We start from the raw sequence: 16,106 nt of genomic DNA, 5'->3' as shown, positions 1-16,106 counted from the left end.
ATCCGACGAGCCTTGCGGTGCGTCACCAGCCGCTGACGGACGATGCGGAATTAGGTTTCTCTTCAGGTAGTGGGTCGTCGAACGAAATCGCCCTGCGCGCAAGCCGCTGGGCAAGCCGTCAGCAAACGCCCTTCCTCCGCGCCATCGACCTCCCGCTCGGCCGCTGACGAATGCGCCGATTGATTCGCTTTCTGGATCGGCGTCCGGTTATGCCGTCTGGCGATCGCCACCACTGCGTCCCAGCGCGACAAGAAAGCCTCGACGCAAGCCGGGTCAAATTGCCGCCCCTTATTTTCGATGAGGTAATCGCGAGCCGCCGGCAGCGGCATTGGCTGCTTATAGGGCCGCTTGGTCGTCAGTGCATCAAAGACGTCTGCGACCGCAACCACCCGGGCCGCGATCGGAATTTCCGCATGCTTCAGGCCGCGGGGGTAGCCGGCACCATCCCATCGCTCGTGATGAGCCGCCGCGATAGCTGCGCCGAGCTGGATCAACTCGCAGCCGCTGTCCGCCAATATCCGTCCGCCGATTATCGCGTGCGTTCGGATAACGGCCATCTCGTCTTCGTTCAGCCGTCCGGCCTTCAGCAGAACGCTGTCGGGGATGGCGACCTTGCCGACGTCGTGCAGCGGCGCTGCCAGATAAATGTCGCGGCACATCCGGGGCGGCAGCCCGAGCTGTTCAGCGATGATGCGGCTGTATTTGGCGACGCGCAGCGTGTGCTCGCCGGTATCGTTGTCGCGGTATTCGACTGCGAGCGCGAGCCGAAGGATGATTTCTTCCTCGCGCTCCTGCAGCTTCTGCGTGGCGGCGGCAACTTCACTAGCGAGGTCGGCGGCGCGGTCGTTGAGCTTTCTCACGGCAAAGCCGAGCCTGATGAGGTTGCGGAGGCGGACGTTCATCTCCACGCTCTGCGGCCGTTTCGGCAAGAAATCTGTGGCCCCGGCCTGCAGGGCCTGCATTTTGACCTTGTCCGTCTGCTCCGAGGTGATCATCACGACCGGGATGTCGGCAAATTTCGGCAATACGCGAAGCGCACGGATGAAGCTGATGCCGTCCAGCTTCGGCATCTCGTAGTCGACGAGCACGATGTCGAAATCCCGCTCGCGTGCGCAGGCGATTGCCTCCAGCGGGTCTAAGAACGCCGTCGCCTGCACCATACCGTCGGCTTCGATGTGTCGTTTCAGAAAATCGAGGACGGAACGGCTGTCATCAACCAGAAGCGCTTGAGTCAGCATGGCCGTGGCTTTCTCGGATGGCGGACACATCGGGCAAAGTATCGCAGCGGAATTTAACGTGGAGCAAATGGGTTTCGGTCGAAGGGGGCCTCTTGAAGGCAGCGCTATACGAGATCTTTCGCGATAAGGTCGCACTAGAATACCGATTTGAAGGAAACCAGTAGTTGTACGGGGCTTCTGAATTAAGATTTTAATCATGTATCCCGCCAATAGTGCCTTTCATTCGGTTCGCGCAGCGCGCGTATCCGATTCGCGAGAGACTGGGGGCCGCGATGACGTCTAATCCCACGGAGCCGAAGCGGTTGTTGCGGCTTCCCGCCGATTGCAGCATTGCGGCAATTCGGGGCGTCTATGACCTGATCCGGGAAGCTTTCGGCCGGCAGGACCGTCTTGAGATCGACTGTTCGAGCGTCGACAAGGCCGACGTGACCTCGATCCAGCTTCTGCTCTCGACTGCAAGAACGGGTCAGGCGCAAGGCCGTCCGGTAGTCCTTACCGCATTTTCCCAGGCCCTACGCAAGACGATTGGTCGCGCCGGCTTTGTCGGCGACGCGATGATCGAGCGGCATTTCCCACCAAAGACATAAGATGGCACCTGATGGCCACGATTCTGACGGTCGACGACTCCTCCAGCATTCGGCAGATGATCAAGGTGGTGCTCGAGCCGGCCGGCCACACCGTGGTCGAGGCCAGCGACGGGGCGCAGGGGCTTGCCAGGGCGCGAGCCGGCAAGCTGGATCTCGTGATCACCGATCTCAACATGCCGGTCATGAACGGCCTGGACTTGATCCGGGCCTTGCGCAAATTGCCGACGGCGGTCGGCATGCCGATCTTGTTCCTGACCACCGAATCCAATGACGCGCTCAAACAGGAAGCCAAGAGCGCGGGTGCCACGGGTTGGATCACCAAACCCTTCAAGCCTGAGCAGCTGCTCGGCGTTGTCGCTAAATTGGTGCGGTCATGAACGTCATGGACCCCGCGGAAGTCTTTCGTCAGGAAGCCAGCGAGCTCTTTGATATCCTGGAAGGGGCTCTGCTCGACCTTGGGGATCGTCCCGACGATCGAGAACTGATCGATTCTGCCTTTCGCGCCCTGCACACCATCAAGGGCTCGGGTGCGATGTTCGGCTTCGACAAGGTCGCTGCCTTCACCCACGAATTCGAAACGGCCTTCGACCTTGTCCGCAAGGGTGAAATCAAGCCGACGCGGGAGCTGATCTCGGTCGCGCTCGCCGCCAAGGACTACATTCGCGCCCTGATCGAGACGCCGGATTCCACCAACGAGATCATCGGTGACGCCATCCTGGATGACCTCAAACGCTTCGTCTCTTCGCCGGGGCAGAGCGCCGCGGTGGTGGAGAAGGTCGATACGCCGGTAGCGCGCGAAAGCAAGCCTGCCGGCTGGCAACTACATCTGGAATTCGATTCCCATATCCTGCGTAACGGCTCGAATCCGCTCGATCTGTTGGAGGATCTCTGCCAGCTCGGCCCCTGTTTTGTCGTTCCGGTCACTGAGGACGTGCCGTTCCTGGACGAGCTGGAGCCGGAATATTGCTACCTGAAATGGAACGTCACCCTGCACGCCGATTGCGATAGGGCCGCGATCGACGACGTATTCATGTTTGTACAGGATGAGATGAAGCTGACGCTGTCGCCGCTGGCGCCAGTGGAAGCGTCGCCGCCAGTGGCGGTGCCGATCCTGCAGCTCCTTGAAGATGAGCCGGCCACCGCGCCGCCGGCGGAAGCGCTAGCCCCCCTTACCGAGTTAGCCGCCTCGCCCAAACAGCCACTCGCAACGGACAGCGCGGCACAGCCCGCGCGAAAGCGCGAAGGAGAGCCCAACGTGCGGCGAGAGGAAGCAAAGCGCGAGGAGCGCGGTATTGCCACCGTCCGGGTGCAGGCCGAGCGCCTCGATGAATTAATGGACCGGGTCGGCGAACTCGTCATCGCGCAGGCGCGGCTGAGCCAGTTGGCCGCCTCAGGTTCCGACCTCTCGATCAAGATGATCGCGGAGGAAATCGAGCGTCTGGCCGCAAGTCTGCGCGACACCACCATGAGCGCGCGGATGGTGCCGATCGGTTCGCTCTTCGGCCGTTTCCGCCGCCTGGTGCACGACCTGTCGCGGGATCTTTCCAAGCCCGTCGAACTCGTCACCGTTGGTGAAGACACCGAACTCGACAAAACCATGATCGAATGCCTGGCGGATCCCTTGGTGCACCTGATCCGCAACGCCATCGACCATGGCATCGAGGACGCGGCAAGTCGCGCCGCCGCCGGCAAGACCGCGCAGGGGCGGATTGAGTTGCACGCCATTCACTCCGGCGCACAGGTGCTGGTGACCGTGAAGGACAATGGCGGTGGTCTCAATACCGTGCGGATCCGCGCCAAGGCCGAAGAGCAGGGGCTGATCGCGCCGGGTGCTGCGCTCTCCGACCACGAAATCCACCAATTCCTGTTCCATCCGGGCTTCTCGACCGCGCAGACCATCTCGGCGCTGTCCGGCCGTGGCGTCGGCATGGACGTGGTCAAGCGCACCATCGAAAACATGCGGGGCTCGATCGATCTTGCGACCAGGCCGGGCCAGGGCACCACCGTCACGCTGCGCCTGCCGCTGACGCTAGCGATCATAGAAGGGCTCTTAATCGGTGTCGGGGAAGGCCGCTACATCATTCCGCTCTCGGCGGTGGAGGAATGCGTCGAACTGACCGCCGAGGACGAGCGCTCGCGCGGACGCAACTTCCTTAATGTGCGCGGCAACCTCGTGCCGTTCCTACGCTTGCGCGAGATCCTGACCGTTCCTGGCGCCCCGGATCAGCACCAGAAGACGATCATCATATCAACCGGCGAGACGCGCGTGGGGCTGGTCGCCGACCAGATCATCGGCAACCACCAGACCGTCATAAAATCGCTGTCCAAGCTGCATTCCGATGTCACGATCTTCTCCGGCGCGACCATCCTCGGTGACGGCACCGCGGCGCTGATCCTCGATGTGGCGCAGCTGGTCGCATTGGCGCAGTCGCAGACAGAAAAGCATATCAGCGAGGCGGCGTGATGAAGCAGGGGCTTGGAGAAGCGAGCGAGCACGACGGGGCTTCGATGCAGGTCGTGATGATCGGCCTGAGCGACGAGAAATTCGCGTTCGATGCCGGGTTGGTGCGGGAAATCATCGATCCGGTGCCGGCCACGAAGGTCGCGGGCGCCAGATCCTTCGTCCCTAGCGTGATCAATGTACGCGGCAACGTCATCCCTCTTGCGGATTTACGCATCCGCTTCGGCATGCCGCAGGTTGAGAGTTCGGCCGACACGCGCATCGTCGTCATCGAAATTGAGATCGACAACGAGTCCGTGTTGGTCGGCGTCACCGCCGACAAGGTTTACGAGGTCACTGAGATTTCGCGGACCGACGCGCAACAGACGCCGCGCGTCGGTATCCAGTGGGATCCGGAATACATCCGTTTCATCAGCAAGTGGCGTGGAGAGTTTGTCATCGTTCCGAACATGGAACGCATCCTGAATTGAACGGCCTCTGGCTGGGCTCCAGAGGCAAGGGCTAATTGTAGGGGGTCAATTATGAGATTTACTGTCAAAGCGAAGCTGGCGAGCGCCTTCGGCGTTATCATTGTGCTATCCATGATTGCGGGCGGCGTTGCCTATGTGAAGCTCAGCGATCTGATCGGTGCGACCGACGCGCTGGTTATGTCAGCGAGCCGTATCCAGAAAGCGGCGGATCTGCAAAAGGATATCTTGTTGCAGATTCGTGCCGAGAAGAACGCCATCCTGGCACCGTCCGACGCGGAGACCGACCGTATCGTGGGCGACATCGGCAATCTTCGGAGCGCTTTCGCAAAGAAGAGGGACGAGCTCTATGCTATCGCTTCGGACAACGGCAAGAAGCTGATTGACAAGCTCTCTTCCTCCCAGGCTCGGATGATGTCCGCCCAGGACGAGGGATTCAAACTCGCGAAGGTCGACCGGGCGAAGGCGGCGGCGCACTCTTCCAGCGAGGTACGAAAGGTCGGAAACGAAGCGATCGCGGCGGCGGACGAGTACATTGCGCTCGTTAACAAGCAGGTGGCCGATCGATCCGAACTTGCCCGCGAGGACGGTGCTCGTGCCCAGACACTGCTGCTCAGCATTATCGTTGCATCGCTCATCATCGCGGTTGCTGCAGCAACGTGGATCGCGCTTGGAATTAGCCGCGCCATTGGTCGGGCCGTTGGATTGGCCGCCGCGGTCTCAAACGGAGATCTCGCTCAGACTATCAACATTACCAGCAATGACGAGATTGGCGATTTGGTCAAATCGCTGAACTCGATGGTCGAGAGGCTGCGTCAGATCGTTTCGGAAGCGCTAACAGCGGCCCAGAATGTCTCGGCTGGGAGCCAGGAGTTATCGGCGAGCGCTGAGCAGCTCTCGCAAGGCGCAACCGAGCAGGCGTCCTCGGCAGAGGAAGCGTCCTCTTCGATGGAGGAAATGGCAGCAAACGTTAAGCAGAATGCAGACAACGCCAACGAAACCGAAAAGATCGCGGTGCAATCGGCGAAGGATGCAGAGGCGAGCGGCGGCGCGGTCAGCCGCGCGGTGGAGGCGATGCAGACGATTGCGGAGAAGATTACAATCGTGCAGGAGATCGCGCGGCAGACTGATCTGTTGGCCCTGAACGCCGCAGTCGAAGCCGCGCGGGCTGGTGAGCACGGCAAGGGCTTTGCAGTTGTGGCGTCCGAAGTGCGCAAGCTCGCCGAACGCAGCCAGGCTGCTGCGGCCGAAATCGGGATGCTGTCCGGCGAGACGGTGAAGGCTGCACAGGAAGCTGGTGCTATGCTGTCGAAGCTGGTTCCGGACATCAAGAAGACGGCGGAACTCGTGGCCGAAATTACCGCAGCTTGCCGTGAGCAGGATGTCGGCTCGGCGCAGATTAACCAGGCGATCCAGCAGCTCGACAAGGTCGGCCAGCAGAATGCGAGCGCTTCGGAGCAGGTGTCATCGACCTCGGAGGAACTTGCATCGCAAGCCGAACAGCTGCAATCGACGATCGCCTTCTTCCGTATTGACGAGGGCTCGAAGGAGAAGTCGACCCGCGTGGCGCCGATCGATCAGGCAGTCAGCCAGCTTAAGGCGAAGGCAGCGAGCATGGCGGCAGCCGAGCGCGGCGTGAAAAAGCCGATATCCAAGCCGGCGCGCGCGCTCAAGGTCGCTGGCGGTGGCGGTTTCGCCTTCAGCATGGATAACGGCGAGGACGATCACGACGTCGACTTTAAACGCTAGATAGACGTCCGGTCCTGGGGGGGACCGGACCTCTTCCAGTCCGCACGATGAGGAACGTAAAGATGGCCGAAACGACTCAATATCTGACGCTCGGTCTGGCCGGCGAGACTTTCGGTATCGGCATCCGCAACGTTCGGGAGATCCTGGACATGCGCCCGATCTCGCGGCTGCCCCATGCGCCGCATTTCATGCTCGGTATGATCGACGTACGCGGCAGTGGCTATCCCATCGTCGACTTGCGGCTGAAGCTCGACCTGCCAAGCGTGCCCGCAACAGAGGCGACCCGTATCATCATCCTTGACGTTCCGATGAACGATCGCCTGCTGGGCGTCGGTTTAGTGGCCGATTGCGTATTCGAAGTGACCGACATCGATGAAGACGCAATCGAGCCTGTGCCCGCTGTAGGCGGGCGCTGGAAATCCGACTACATCGGCGGTATCGGCCGCAAGGGCGAGAAGTTCATCATCTTGTTCGATCTCGCGCGGCTGATGGCCAATGCCCGGTTGCCCGCAGAGCGAGAGCTCCAGGGCGACGCATCCGCTGCGGCCTGAACTGGTCGTCCGCGCAAATGTCTGACGCCGTGCTACAGCTTTCCGATCAGAATTTCAGAACGATTGCCGAGCTGATCGAGGGGCAGGTCGGCATCAAGCTGCCGCCCGGCAAACGCGTGATGCTGGAGGGGCGCCTGCACAAGCGCGCCCGCGCGCTTAACTATTCAGATCTCGGCCAGTATGTCGACCATCTGTTCGAGAAGACCGAGTTCGATAGGGAGCTCACACATCTGATCGATGTAGTGACGACCAACAAGACGGACTTTTTCCGCGAGCCGCAGCATTTTGCTTTCATGAGGGATATCGCGGTTCCCGAGCTGCTCAGGTCGCGCGTGCGAAGATCGCACGATCTGAAGATCTGGAGCTCGGCCTGCTCCACGGGGATGGAAGCCTATACCGCGTCGATGGTCCTCGACGACATGAACAGGGCCGGCGCGAGGTTTCGGTTCCGCATTCTGGGTACCGATATTTCGACCGCGGTCCTGCGTGTAGCCAAAGCCGCGATTTACACGCGCGACACCATCGCGTCCGTACCGAACAACTTCGTTAAGCGATATTTCCTGTCGTCGAAGGATGAAGCGCGCGGCGAAGTGCGGGTAGTGCCGGAACTACGGCGCTTGACCAACTTCATGCGAATGAACCTGATTGATGGAGCCTATCCGGTGGACCGGGACGTCGACATCATCTTCTGTCGCAACGTACTCATCTATTTCGATCGGGAGACACAGCGCAAGGTGGTCGAGCAGCTGGCGAGCCATTTGCGGCCCGGCGGTTACCTCATGGTGGGGCATTCGGAATCGATGATCCATAGCGCGGTGCCGAGGTTGAGGCAGGTTCAACCAACAATCTTCAGGGTCTGATCGGAGCGCATCGACGATGGCCAGGCAGAAGGTTCGCGTGCTGATCGTGGACGATTCGGCGTCCGTGCGCCAAATCCTCAACGCGATCCTGGCTGAAGATCCCGATATCGAAGTGATAGGCACGGCGTCAGATCCCTTCGCCGCCGCCCGCCGCCTCGAGAGAGAGCTGCCCGACGTGATCATCCTGGATATCGAGATGCCGCGGATGGACGGCATGACCTTCCTGCGCAAGATCATGGCGCAGCGCCCGATCCCGGTGATCATCTGCTCCTCGCTCACGGTGGAGGGGTCAAGCTTGATGTTCGAGGCCTTCGAGGCCGGCGCCGTGGATATCGTTCCCAAGCCGCGGATCGACACGCGACAGGCACTGCTGGAGTGCTCCACCCGGTTGCGGGAGGCCGTCAAATCGGCGGCGCGTGCGCGCGTGCGTCCCCGCACCGAGCGGAGAATGATCGAGAAGAAGCTCACCGCGGATGCCATCATCCCGCCGCCGGTGCAGGGTAGGTCGCGTGCGACGACCGAACGCATCGTCTGCATCGGAGTGTCGACTGGCGGAACGGAAGCCCTCAATGACGTGCTGGAGGTGCTGCCGCAGAATTGTCCGGGCATTCTCATCGTCCAGCACATGCCGCAGGGCTTTACCGCCGCCTTTGCGAGGCGACTCAACGGCGTCTGTCAGATCCAGGTCAAGGAGGCCGAAGACGGCGAGCCGGTGTTGCCGGGCTACGCCTATATCGCGCCCGGCGCCCGCCATACGCTGCTGCAGCGGACAGGCTTGCGCTACCACATCGCCATCAAGGACGGCCCGCCGGTGTCGCGGCATCGCCCATCCGCCGACGTGCTGTTCCGGTCGGCGGCCCAATATGCGGGCAGTAATGCGCTCGGCATTATCATGACCGGAATGGGGGACGACGGCGCGCGCGGGCTTCTGGAGATGCGCAGGCTCGGCGCCGCGACGCGCGCACAGGACGAGGAAAGCAGCGTGGTCTTCGGCATGCCCAAGGAAGCCATCGCCTGCGGTGCAGTGGAAAAAGTGGTCTCCCTGCACCAAATCCCGCGCGAGATCATGCTCTGGTATCAGGCCGGACAGGCCGCGGCGATGAGTTGATAGCGCGATGTCCCCACTCCCAACCGATACGCTTGTCGATGGGGTCGCTTCGATCGAGGACGTTGCGTCCCGTATCGAAGATGTCTTTGCGCAGGTCGGCCGTCAGCTCGGTCGTGGCCACACGATGTTCCAGGAGCTGAACGACGACCTTACCGCGCTATCCGGCGAACTTTTCGGTGAGGAGATCGAGGGAGCATCAATAGCTCTCCGGGAAGTCGCGGAGAGTTTGAACGGGCTGGCAGAAGCGCTGCCTGCCGAAAGCGCCTTGCTGGACAATATCGAAAGGTGGGCGACCGAAGCATCCTCGCTGCTGAAACCTCTCTTCAAACACATCCAGATGATCACGATCATCGCCCGGAGCGCCAGAATCGAAGCAGCCTCGCTCGACGGCGACCGCGGGCACTTTCTTGCTTTCACCAGCGAAGCCTACGAACTCGGGACGGCGGTGCAGCGTTTGATCGAAGGCAGCGCGCGAGATCAGGAGCTCCTTTCGCAGTCGGTCGAAACCGCCCTCGACAGGCAGAAGGATTTCCAGAAGAGATACTGCGCTCAATTGCTTTCAGCCGGTACCGACCTGATTTCTGCGCATTCCGAGATGCGCAGGCAAAGAGACAAGAGCATCCATCTGGCTGATCTCGCCGGCACAAGCACCAAGAAGATCGCCGAAGCGGTGGGACGCTCGATCATTTCCTTGCAAGCTGGCGACGCCACGAGGCAACGCCTGGAGCATATTTGCCACGCGCTGCGCCTGGCCGCTGCCTCGGAACCCGAGATTCTGCCTGATATGGTCGACAACCCCGACGGCGTGCGCGTGATCTCGCAGCTGCAGGCGGCACAGCTAAAGGACGCCCAGCACGAGTTTGAGGCCAATATCGACCAGATCCTTTGCTCGCTCTCGGCGATTCTTTCTGACGCGATTGGCGTCGTCGGCCAAGGTCGTTCCTTATATGGTGGCGAGGACAGCGGCTCCTCGTCATTCCTTGGCCGCATCAAGCAAACCCTTTCACAAGCCTCGACGTTGATTGCAATGTGCGAGAGCGCCGGCAAATCCGTTGATGACGCCCTGACGATCGTGGAAGAGACGCTCGGCAAGTTTCGCTATGCCATATCTGGGCTTTCGGAGGCCGTCGTCGATATCACTCTCGTTGGCATGAATGCCAGCCTGAAGGCCGGGCATCTTGGCAGCAGGGGCAGCGCGTTTGTCGTGATCGCTAACGAACTCAAGTCTACTGCAGACCAGGTCGCCAGCGGCGTGTCGAGGCTGAAACCTGCTCTCGGCGCGATCGAGCAGTCCGCGAATGATCTCAGAGAGCTTCGTGTGCGCGGAGATCCATCGCAATTGGCCAAGCTTGAGCCTTCGATCCTGCATGCCTTGCGCGAGGTGGAGGCGGGGAATGACCGACTTGGCCGACTGATCAGTCGCCTGGTCCAAGAGAGCAGCGAATTTGAAGTTCTGATGAATTCGGCTCAGGGAGCAATGCGGGTGCTAAACGACGGATCTGCGACATTGCCGGCTGTCGCAACGCGCCTGAGTGCCGCCAGCGCAACGGGGCCGAGCCTGTCCCTGGGCTCCGGCGATCAGGTAGTGCTCGATGGGCTGTTCGCCCGCTATACGATGGAACGTGAGCGGCAAGTGCATCGGGAATTCATGCAACATTTCGGTCTGGCCCAGGCCGGCGTGCCGTCCCGACTCGAAGCCCCGACTTTCGACGACGGTGTAGAGCTCTTCTGAAGTTGTTTTGGCCCAAAGCAGTTGCCAGCGCAGTTGCGGTCGTGCTCAACCGTCCGGCATAGTGACCACGCCCGCCGGCTTGGACCTGAAGACGTGAAGGCGCCGTCAAGCTGCCTGTGAAACGAAAATAAGCTTGGACAGGTAGTGGGTTTCGCGATGTAGAGGACCCCCGCTACCATGGGCCCTGATTTTCCACGCCAAACTACGATCTTCTGCGATTTCGCGCGCTCGCCGCGCGCAGCTCGCCTTGAATTGCGGTGCTCCGCCGACGCCTGCTCGGCTCTCGACGCAAGCAAACCTGCCCTATCTCCCACGAACCGCGACGATGGACCTTCGTGGTCCGAGGACAGCGGGTTGACCGCCAGCGTTCAGTCGCCTCGAAAGCCGGCCGGCCTTCCATCTCGGAATAAGGTCGCGGCGGCACCTAGGCGCCGCTATGGAGATCGGCTTTCGCGAACCAAACTGGAAAGCAGTCTTCCTCGTCGACCAGCTCTGAATGCACTTGAGGGAGGCGAGATTCCGTCAGGCACAGATCCAGCCTTCTACATAGATCGTCGATATCAATATCCGTGCCGATAAACACGAGCTCCTGCTTGCGATCGCCATATTTGGCGTCCGACGAGGCCTCAAGCTCGCGGCGCCATTGGGCATCGCTGGGCCAAAGGGTCTTGCTGATTGCCGACCACCACCAACTCCTTCCGGTTGTCCGCACAAGAGCGCCGCATTGACTGAGTTCGCCGACCCATCGGGGGCGGCTTGCAAGCCAGAAAAAGCCTTTTGCCCGCAGGACCCCGTTCCAAGGACTGGCGAGGAATTCTGAAAACCGGGTCGGATCAAACGGGCGCCGTGCGCGATAGACGAAGCTCGAAATGCCGTACTCTTTCGTTTCGGGAACCCTGCGCCGTTACAACACACTCTACATCAATTCCGTTCTCTATGAGGGTGGCGTCTGCGACCGCAACACGTTCTGCACCGGAACGACGCCCGCGATGAGCGAACAGAAGCCGATGGCGTGGGCTGTCGGGCAGTGGGGCAAGAGGTTCTATTCCATCGGCGCCGACTATAGCGCGCCGCGCATCATGGCCGACTGGAGCCGGGTCTACGGTGAGAAACTGGGCGCGACGCAGATCGCCAACGAGTTCTTCCCCCTCGACGTGACCGAATTCGGCCCTCTCATCACGAAGATCCAGAATGCGAGGCCCGACTTCGTCTCGGCTTGTCTGGTCGGCGCGGCGCATCTGCGTTTTTTCCGGCAGTGGGCGGCGGCCGGCATGATCGGAAAGATTCCGCTATTGTCCTTCACCTTTGGCAGCGGCAATGAGCACAAGCTGCTGCCTCCGGAGGCCAGTGAGGGAATCGTCGCCGCCTATAGTTACTTTCCCGAACTCGACAATCCGCTGAACAAGGCCTTCACCGAGCGCTATCGTGCCGCATTCGGGCCCGAGGCGCCGGACCAGACCGCAATTTCTTTCGGCGGCTACGAAGGCACATGGTTGTGGGCAACCGCAGTGCGCAACGCGCGCACGGCCGAACGCAAGGCGGTGATCACCGAGCTGGAAAGCGGCACGACCTGGAAAGGCCCCGGCGGGACGCTCGCCATAGACGGCCCGACCCATTCGGCGGTGCGTGACGTCTTCATGGGAAGGTGCACCGGTGGCCGCTGGAAGATTTTCGACAGCTATCCGAGCCAGAAGCCGCTCGACTCGATCGGGAAATGCGACCTGATCGCGAATCCCGATACCAACGTCGTGTTTGGCGCAAAATAAGTCAGCAAGGGCAGACATGGATTTCGTCGCAGTTCTTTTTCTGCAAGTCGTCATCGCGATAGCGACTATCGTGCTTTTCAGCATGGGGTTGGCTGTCGTCTTCGGGATGATGCGGGTCATCAATCTCGCCCATGGCGAGTTCATCATGCTGGGCGCATTTACCGCAGTGAAGAGCTACGAAGCCGGGTTGAACCTGTGGGCCGCCATGCTGGTGGCCGCGCCCGCCGGGGTCGCGCTTTACGGCGTTGTTGTCGAGCGCGTTCTGATCCGCCGCCTTTACGGTCGGCTGATCGATACGCTGTTGGCGACATGGGGGTTGAGCCTTTTCACGGTCGGTGCTGCAACCATGGTCTTCGGCAATACGACACGTGGGGTTCCGACCCCCAGCGGTACGATCCAAATCGGCCAGTACGGTTTCGGGGCCTATAATCTAGTCGTCGTGGCCGTAACGCTGGCGGTGGTGCTGGTCGCTTATTGGGCCCTGAGAAGAACAAATGTCGGCCTGATCGCGCGCGGCACGATGCAGGACGCCGAGATGGTCGCCGCGCTCGGCTACAATCCCCGAACGGTCTATGCAGTGACTTTCGCAACCGGAGCCGGACTGGCGGGCCTGGCCGGCGGGGTGCTTGCCCCGTTGACCGGGGTCATCCCGTCCATGGGCACGGCATTCGTCGCCAAGGCCTTCATCACTGTCATATCGGGCGGCTCCGCGGTCATCTTCGGCACCACAGCGGCCGCAGCGCTTCTCGGTAAGGTCAATCAGGCGACAACGTTCCTCTCCACCCCCGTGATTGGGGAAGCCGCGATGCTGCTGGTCGCGATCCTGCTGTTGCGGATCTTCCCGAATGGGCTCTCGAGCCGCCTTGCCAGGGGAGGCATGTGATGAGCACTCCCGTTCTCGCGCGGCTCGGACGAGGGACCTGGCTGACGGCGGTGCTTCTGCTTGCGGCTACGGTCCTGCCGCCGATGCTGTTCGACCTCTTCGCCATGCTCCAAGCGACAGTCTTTGTGGTCATGGCGATCCTGGCCTTGAGCCTGGCATTGACCTGGGGCCTGGGTGGCATCATGTGCTTCGGGCAGGCGACGTTCTTCGGGCTAGGCGCGTATGCGTACGCGGTTGGGGTGATCAACTTCGGCGAAAGCACGATCCCCGTCCTGCTGTCGATCGCCGTGCCGGCGTTGTTCGCGCTGGTGCTGGGATGGTTCATGTTCATGGGCCGACTTTCCGATCTCTACGTCGGGGTCGTCACGCTCCTTGATCCTCTACAATCTGATGAACTCCACCTCCGATCCCTGGTACCGAATCGGCGAGGCTCGATTGGGCGGGTTCAATGGGATGTCCGGGATTGCGCCGATCAACGTGCCGGGGCGACCCGATCTACCACTGACACCGGTCGACATTTACGTGCTCTGCGGCATTTCATTGCTGGTCATCTATGTGCTGTGCAAGGTCATCGCCACATCGAGATGGGGTAGAGCCATCGCCGCGGCCCGCCAGAACGAACTGCGCGCAGAGCTTTTCGGTTACGACACGGCCGCGCTGAAGCTTGGCATCTTCGTGCTGGGAAGCGGCGTTGCCGGCTACGCGGGGTGCCTTTTCGTGAACTGGAACGGCTTCCTGTCGCCTAGCGCGTTCTCGTTATCGACGACCGCGCAGATCTTGATCTGGTTGATCGTAGGCGGAAGGGAGACCTTCGTCGGTCCGATCATAGGTGCGGTGGCGCTGCAGTACATGACTTCACGCCTCGGCAACAGCCTTTTCAATCCCCCGGTCTTCTTGGGAATCTTGCTGATGTTGATGGTGATACTGCTGCCGCGTGGCTTGGTGCCGGCCCTTGCCGAAATGGTTGCTCTTTTCCGCCGCGCGCCAGATGTCCAGACTGATGAGGCGCGGACGGTTGGGGAGGACGCAGCATGCTGACCTGCGCCAACCTCGTCATGCGTTTCGGCGGAGTCCATGCGATCGACGGCGTCGATTTCGAGTTGTCCGCCGGCCATGTCCACTGCGTGATCGGGCCGAATGGAGCAGGGAAGAGCACCCTCTTCAAGATGCTGACCGGCCAGCTTCGCCCTAGCGCGGGCAGCATCCGTCTCCGCGGCATCGACATCACCGGTCGCAGCACGAACGCCATCGTGAATCTGGGTATCGGCGTTAAGATGCAGACGCCCCAGCTTTTCGAAACGGAAACCGCGCGCGACAACATCTGGCTTGGAGCCAATCGCCGCTTCGCACCGCGCGAGGCTGTGGAACGGACTGCGGCCCTGGTGGAAGAGCTGGCTCTTGGCGCGCATGCGGACAAGGTCGTCGGCACTCTTGCTCATGGGATCAGGCAGAGGGTCGAAGTGGCCGGCGTTCTTGCCAGCGAGCCAGAACTGGTGCTGCTGGACGAGCCCGCCGCCGGCATGAGCGATGCCGACGTCGCCGATCTTGCCGAACTGATCTTGCGTCGGCGTGGCCGGCAGAGCTTTCTCGTTGTTGAGCACGACATCACGTTTGTCCGCAGCATCGCCGATCTGGTACCGTGCTCCATCAAGGTCGCGTCTTCAAGCAAGGCGATTGCGACGCGGTTCTGTTCGACCAAGTGGTCAAGGACATCTACCTTGGGAAGGGGCTGACTTCGCATGTTTGAGGTCAAGGCAATCGCGATCGGATTTGGTCGCATCCCCGTCATTCGCGGTGTGGACCTCGATATTCGGCGCGGGAAATTCCTTGGCGTATTGGGCCACAACGGGGCAGGAAAGACCACGCTGCTGAAGACGCTAGCTGGCTTTCTTCCGGCGACGGCCGGTCGCGTCAGGTTTGATGGCGTCGATTTGACATGCAAGCCGCCCCATCTTCGCTCGCGGGCGGGGTTGGGATACGTGCCGGAGGGGCGGCGGATATTTCCCGCCCTCAGCGTGATGGAGAACCTGATCATAGCAGCGGCGCGCAGTGGGCGTCCTATCGAAGAAGTGCTGGCGATGTTCCCCCGGCTGAAACGGCTGACCGGGCGTCCTGGAGGCGCACTTTCGGGAGGGGAGCAACAGCTTCTCGCGCTTGCGTGCTGCCTCTGCACCGGGCCGCGCTTGATGCTGCTGGATGAACCGACGGAGGGCATCCAGCCATCGATTATCGGGGAGATTATCGAGACATTGGGTGTGCTGAAGGATCGCGAAGGGCTGACGATTCTGATGGTGGAGCAGACGAGGGTCGCCTCCGTTGGGATCGCTTGCACGACGAGGAGGGGCGAGACACATTCGGGCCGCCGACGCTCGATGCCGCTCCATGGCATTCCGATTCCCAATTCTAGCCGCTCCCATCAACGTTTGTCTCCTGGGCTCGGGAGCGCCTATTCGAGGAAGCCCTCGCGACGGGCTTGCGCCAGCACGATCGAATTAGGGGATGAGGCAAACGTGGTCCACCCGCGATACTTCGCGTTCGATGACGTTGCGGCTAGTTGGATGTACTTGGCTCAATTTTGCTCATGATGGATTGAAGCGAGAGTTTAAGATTTTCAGCTGATTAGAGGCGGCGTGTGCACCGGGAGATCAAGAGAAATCTTGCGACAGGCAACGTGAGCAGACCCTTTGAAGTCGGACAGGGCCGC

Annotated in this window: 17 protein-coding genes; 15 read left to right on the top strand and 2 right to left on the bottom strand. The window is 61.1% G+C overall.

Annotated features, from left to right (window positions below; all coding sequences use genetic code 11):
- Window positions 1-62: 62 nt before the first annotated feature.
- Entirely contained in the window at window positions 63-1,238 is a 1,176-nt protein-coding gene (locus MTX19_RS26775; protein ID WP_280980066.1) for an HD domain-containing phosphohydrolase, read from the bottom strand.
- A gap of 272 nt (window positions 1,239-1,510) precedes the next feature.
- Here MTX19_RS26775 and MTX19_RS26770 point away from each other — a divergent pair, with 272 nt between their 5' ends.
- The 9 genes from MTX19_RS26770 (at window position 1,511) to MTX19_RS26730 (ending at window position 10,753) form a co-directional block, all read left to right on the top strand.
- On the top strand, window positions 1,511-1,825 hold the full coding sequence (locus MTX19_RS26770; RefSeq protein WP_280980065.1) for an STAS domain-containing protein: 315 nt from the start codon (window positions 1,511-1,513) through the stop codon (window positions 1,823-1,825).
- An 11-nt stretch (window positions 1,826-1,836) separates the two neighbouring features.
- Window positions 1,837-2,202, top strand: coding sequence for a response regulator (locus MTX19_RS26765; protein WP_280980064.1), 366 nt, complete (start codon window positions 1,837-1,839; stop codon window positions 2,200-2,202).
- Window positions 2,199-4,289 (top strand): chemotaxis protein CheA, encoded by a 2,091-nt coding sequence (locus tag MTX19_RS26760; protein ID WP_280980063.1) that lies wholly within the window; start codon window positions 2,199-2,201, stop codon window positions 4,287-4,289. Before MTX19_RS26765 ends, MTX19_RS26760 begins: the two co-directional genes overlap by 4 nt.
- On the top strand, window positions 4,289-4,756 hold the full coding sequence (locus tag MTX19_RS26755; protein ID WP_280980062.1) for a chemotaxis protein CheW: 468 nt from the start codon (window positions 4,289-4,291) through the stop codon (window positions 4,754-4,756). Before MTX19_RS26760 ends, MTX19_RS26755 begins: the two co-directional genes overlap by 1 nt.
- Before the next feature lie 51 nt (window positions 4,757-4,807).
- Entirely contained in the window at window positions 4,808-6,502 is a 1,695-nt protein-coding gene (locus tag MTX19_RS26750) for a methyl-accepting chemotaxis protein (RefSeq protein WP_280980061.1), read from the top strand.
- 62 nt (window positions 6,503-6,564) lie between these two features.
- Window positions 6,565-7,053: a chemotaxis protein CheW gene (locus tag MTX19_RS26745; RefSeq protein ID WP_280980060.1), complete on the top strand. Its 489-nt coding sequence runs from the start codon at window positions 6,565-6,567 to the stop codon at window positions 7,051-7,053.
- 17 nt (window positions 7,054-7,070) lie between these two features.
- Window positions 7,071-7,913 (top strand): CheR family methyltransferase, encoded by an 843-nt coding sequence (locus tag MTX19_RS26740; RefSeq protein WP_280980059.1) that lies wholly within the window; start codon window positions 7,071-7,073, stop codon window positions 7,911-7,913.
- 16 nt (window positions 7,914-7,929) lie between these two features.
- Window positions 7,930-9,021, top strand: a complete 1,092-nt coding sequence (locus MTX19_RS26735) for a chemotaxis response regulator protein-glutamate methylesterase (RefSeq protein ID WP_280980058.1) — start codon at window positions 7,930-7,932, stop codon at window positions 9,019-9,021.
- A gap of 7 nt (window positions 9,022-9,028) precedes the next feature.
- The gene (locus MTX19_RS26730) at window positions 9,029-10,753 is read left to right on the top strand and encodes a chemotaxis protein (RefSeq protein ID WP_280980057.1); all 1,725 of its coding nucleotides are present in this window, start codon (window positions 9,029-9,031) and stop codon (window positions 10,751-10,753) included.
- Between the two features lie 424 nt (window positions 10,754-11,177).
- Here MTX19_RS26730 and MTX19_RS26725 read toward each other — a convergent pair whose 3' ends face one another.
- Window positions 11,178-11,624 carry a GTP-binding protein gene (locus MTX19_RS26725; RefSeq protein WP_280984889.1) on the bottom strand — a complete coding sequence of 149 codons (447 nt, stop codon included), beginning with the start codon at window positions 11,622-11,624 and terminating at the stop codon, window positions 11,178-11,180.
- Between MTX19_RS26725 and MTX19_RS26720 the strand changes: the two genes are divergently transcribed.
- The 6 genes from MTX19_RS26720 to MTX19_RS26695 are packed head-to-tail and all read left to right on the top strand — an operon-like array spanning window position 11,623 to window position 15,987.
- The gene (locus MTX19_RS26720) at window positions 11,623-12,519 is read left to right on the top strand and encodes an ABC transporter substrate-binding protein (RefSeq protein ID WP_280980056.1); all 897 of its coding nucleotides are present in this window, start codon (window positions 11,623-11,625) and stop codon (window positions 12,517-12,519) included. The genes MTX19_RS26725 and MTX19_RS26720 overlap by 2 nt on opposite strands.
- A 16-nt stretch (window positions 12,520-12,535) precedes the next feature.
- Complete coding sequence (locus MTX19_RS26715) at window positions 12,536-13,402, top strand: branched-chain amino acid ABC transporter permease (protein ID WP_280980055.1); 867 nt, start codon at window positions 12,536-12,538, stop codon at window positions 13,400-13,402.
- A complete protein-coding gene (locus MTX19_RS26710) occupies window positions 13,402-13,995 on the top strand; it encodes a hypothetical protein (RefSeq protein WP_280980054.1) in 594 nt (197 codons plus the stop codon). The genes MTX19_RS26715 and MTX19_RS26710 overlap by 1 nt, the downstream gene beginning before the upstream one ends.
- Window positions 13,943-14,440, top strand: coding sequence for a branched-chain amino acid ABC transporter permease (locus MTX19_RS26705; RefSeq protein ID WP_280980053.1), 498 nt, complete (start codon window positions 13,943-13,945; stop codon window positions 14,438-14,440). Before MTX19_RS26710 ends, MTX19_RS26705 begins: the two co-directional genes overlap by 53 nt.
- On the top strand, window positions 14,434-15,135 hold the full coding sequence (locus tag MTX19_RS26700; RefSeq protein WP_280980052.1) for an ATP-binding cassette domain-containing protein: 702 nt from the start codon (window positions 14,434-14,436) through the stop codon (window positions 15,133-15,135). Before MTX19_RS26705 ends, MTX19_RS26700 begins: the two co-directional genes overlap by 7 nt.
- A 6-nt stretch (window positions 15,136-15,141) precedes the next feature.
- Entirely contained in the window at window positions 15,142-15,987 is an 846-nt protein-coding gene (locus MTX19_RS26695) for an ABC transporter ATP-binding protein (protein WP_348638205.1), read from the top strand.
- Window positions 15,988-16,106: the final 119 nt, after the last annotated feature.

This window comes from Bradyrhizobium sp. ISRA464 (assembly GCF_029910095.1).
Lineage (GTDB): Bacteria > Pseudomonadota > Alphaproteobacteria > Rhizobiales > Xanthobacteraceae > Bradyrhizobium.
Note: the sequence above shows the minus strand (reverse complement) of the source record. Positions and strands in the feature narration are given on the sequence as shown.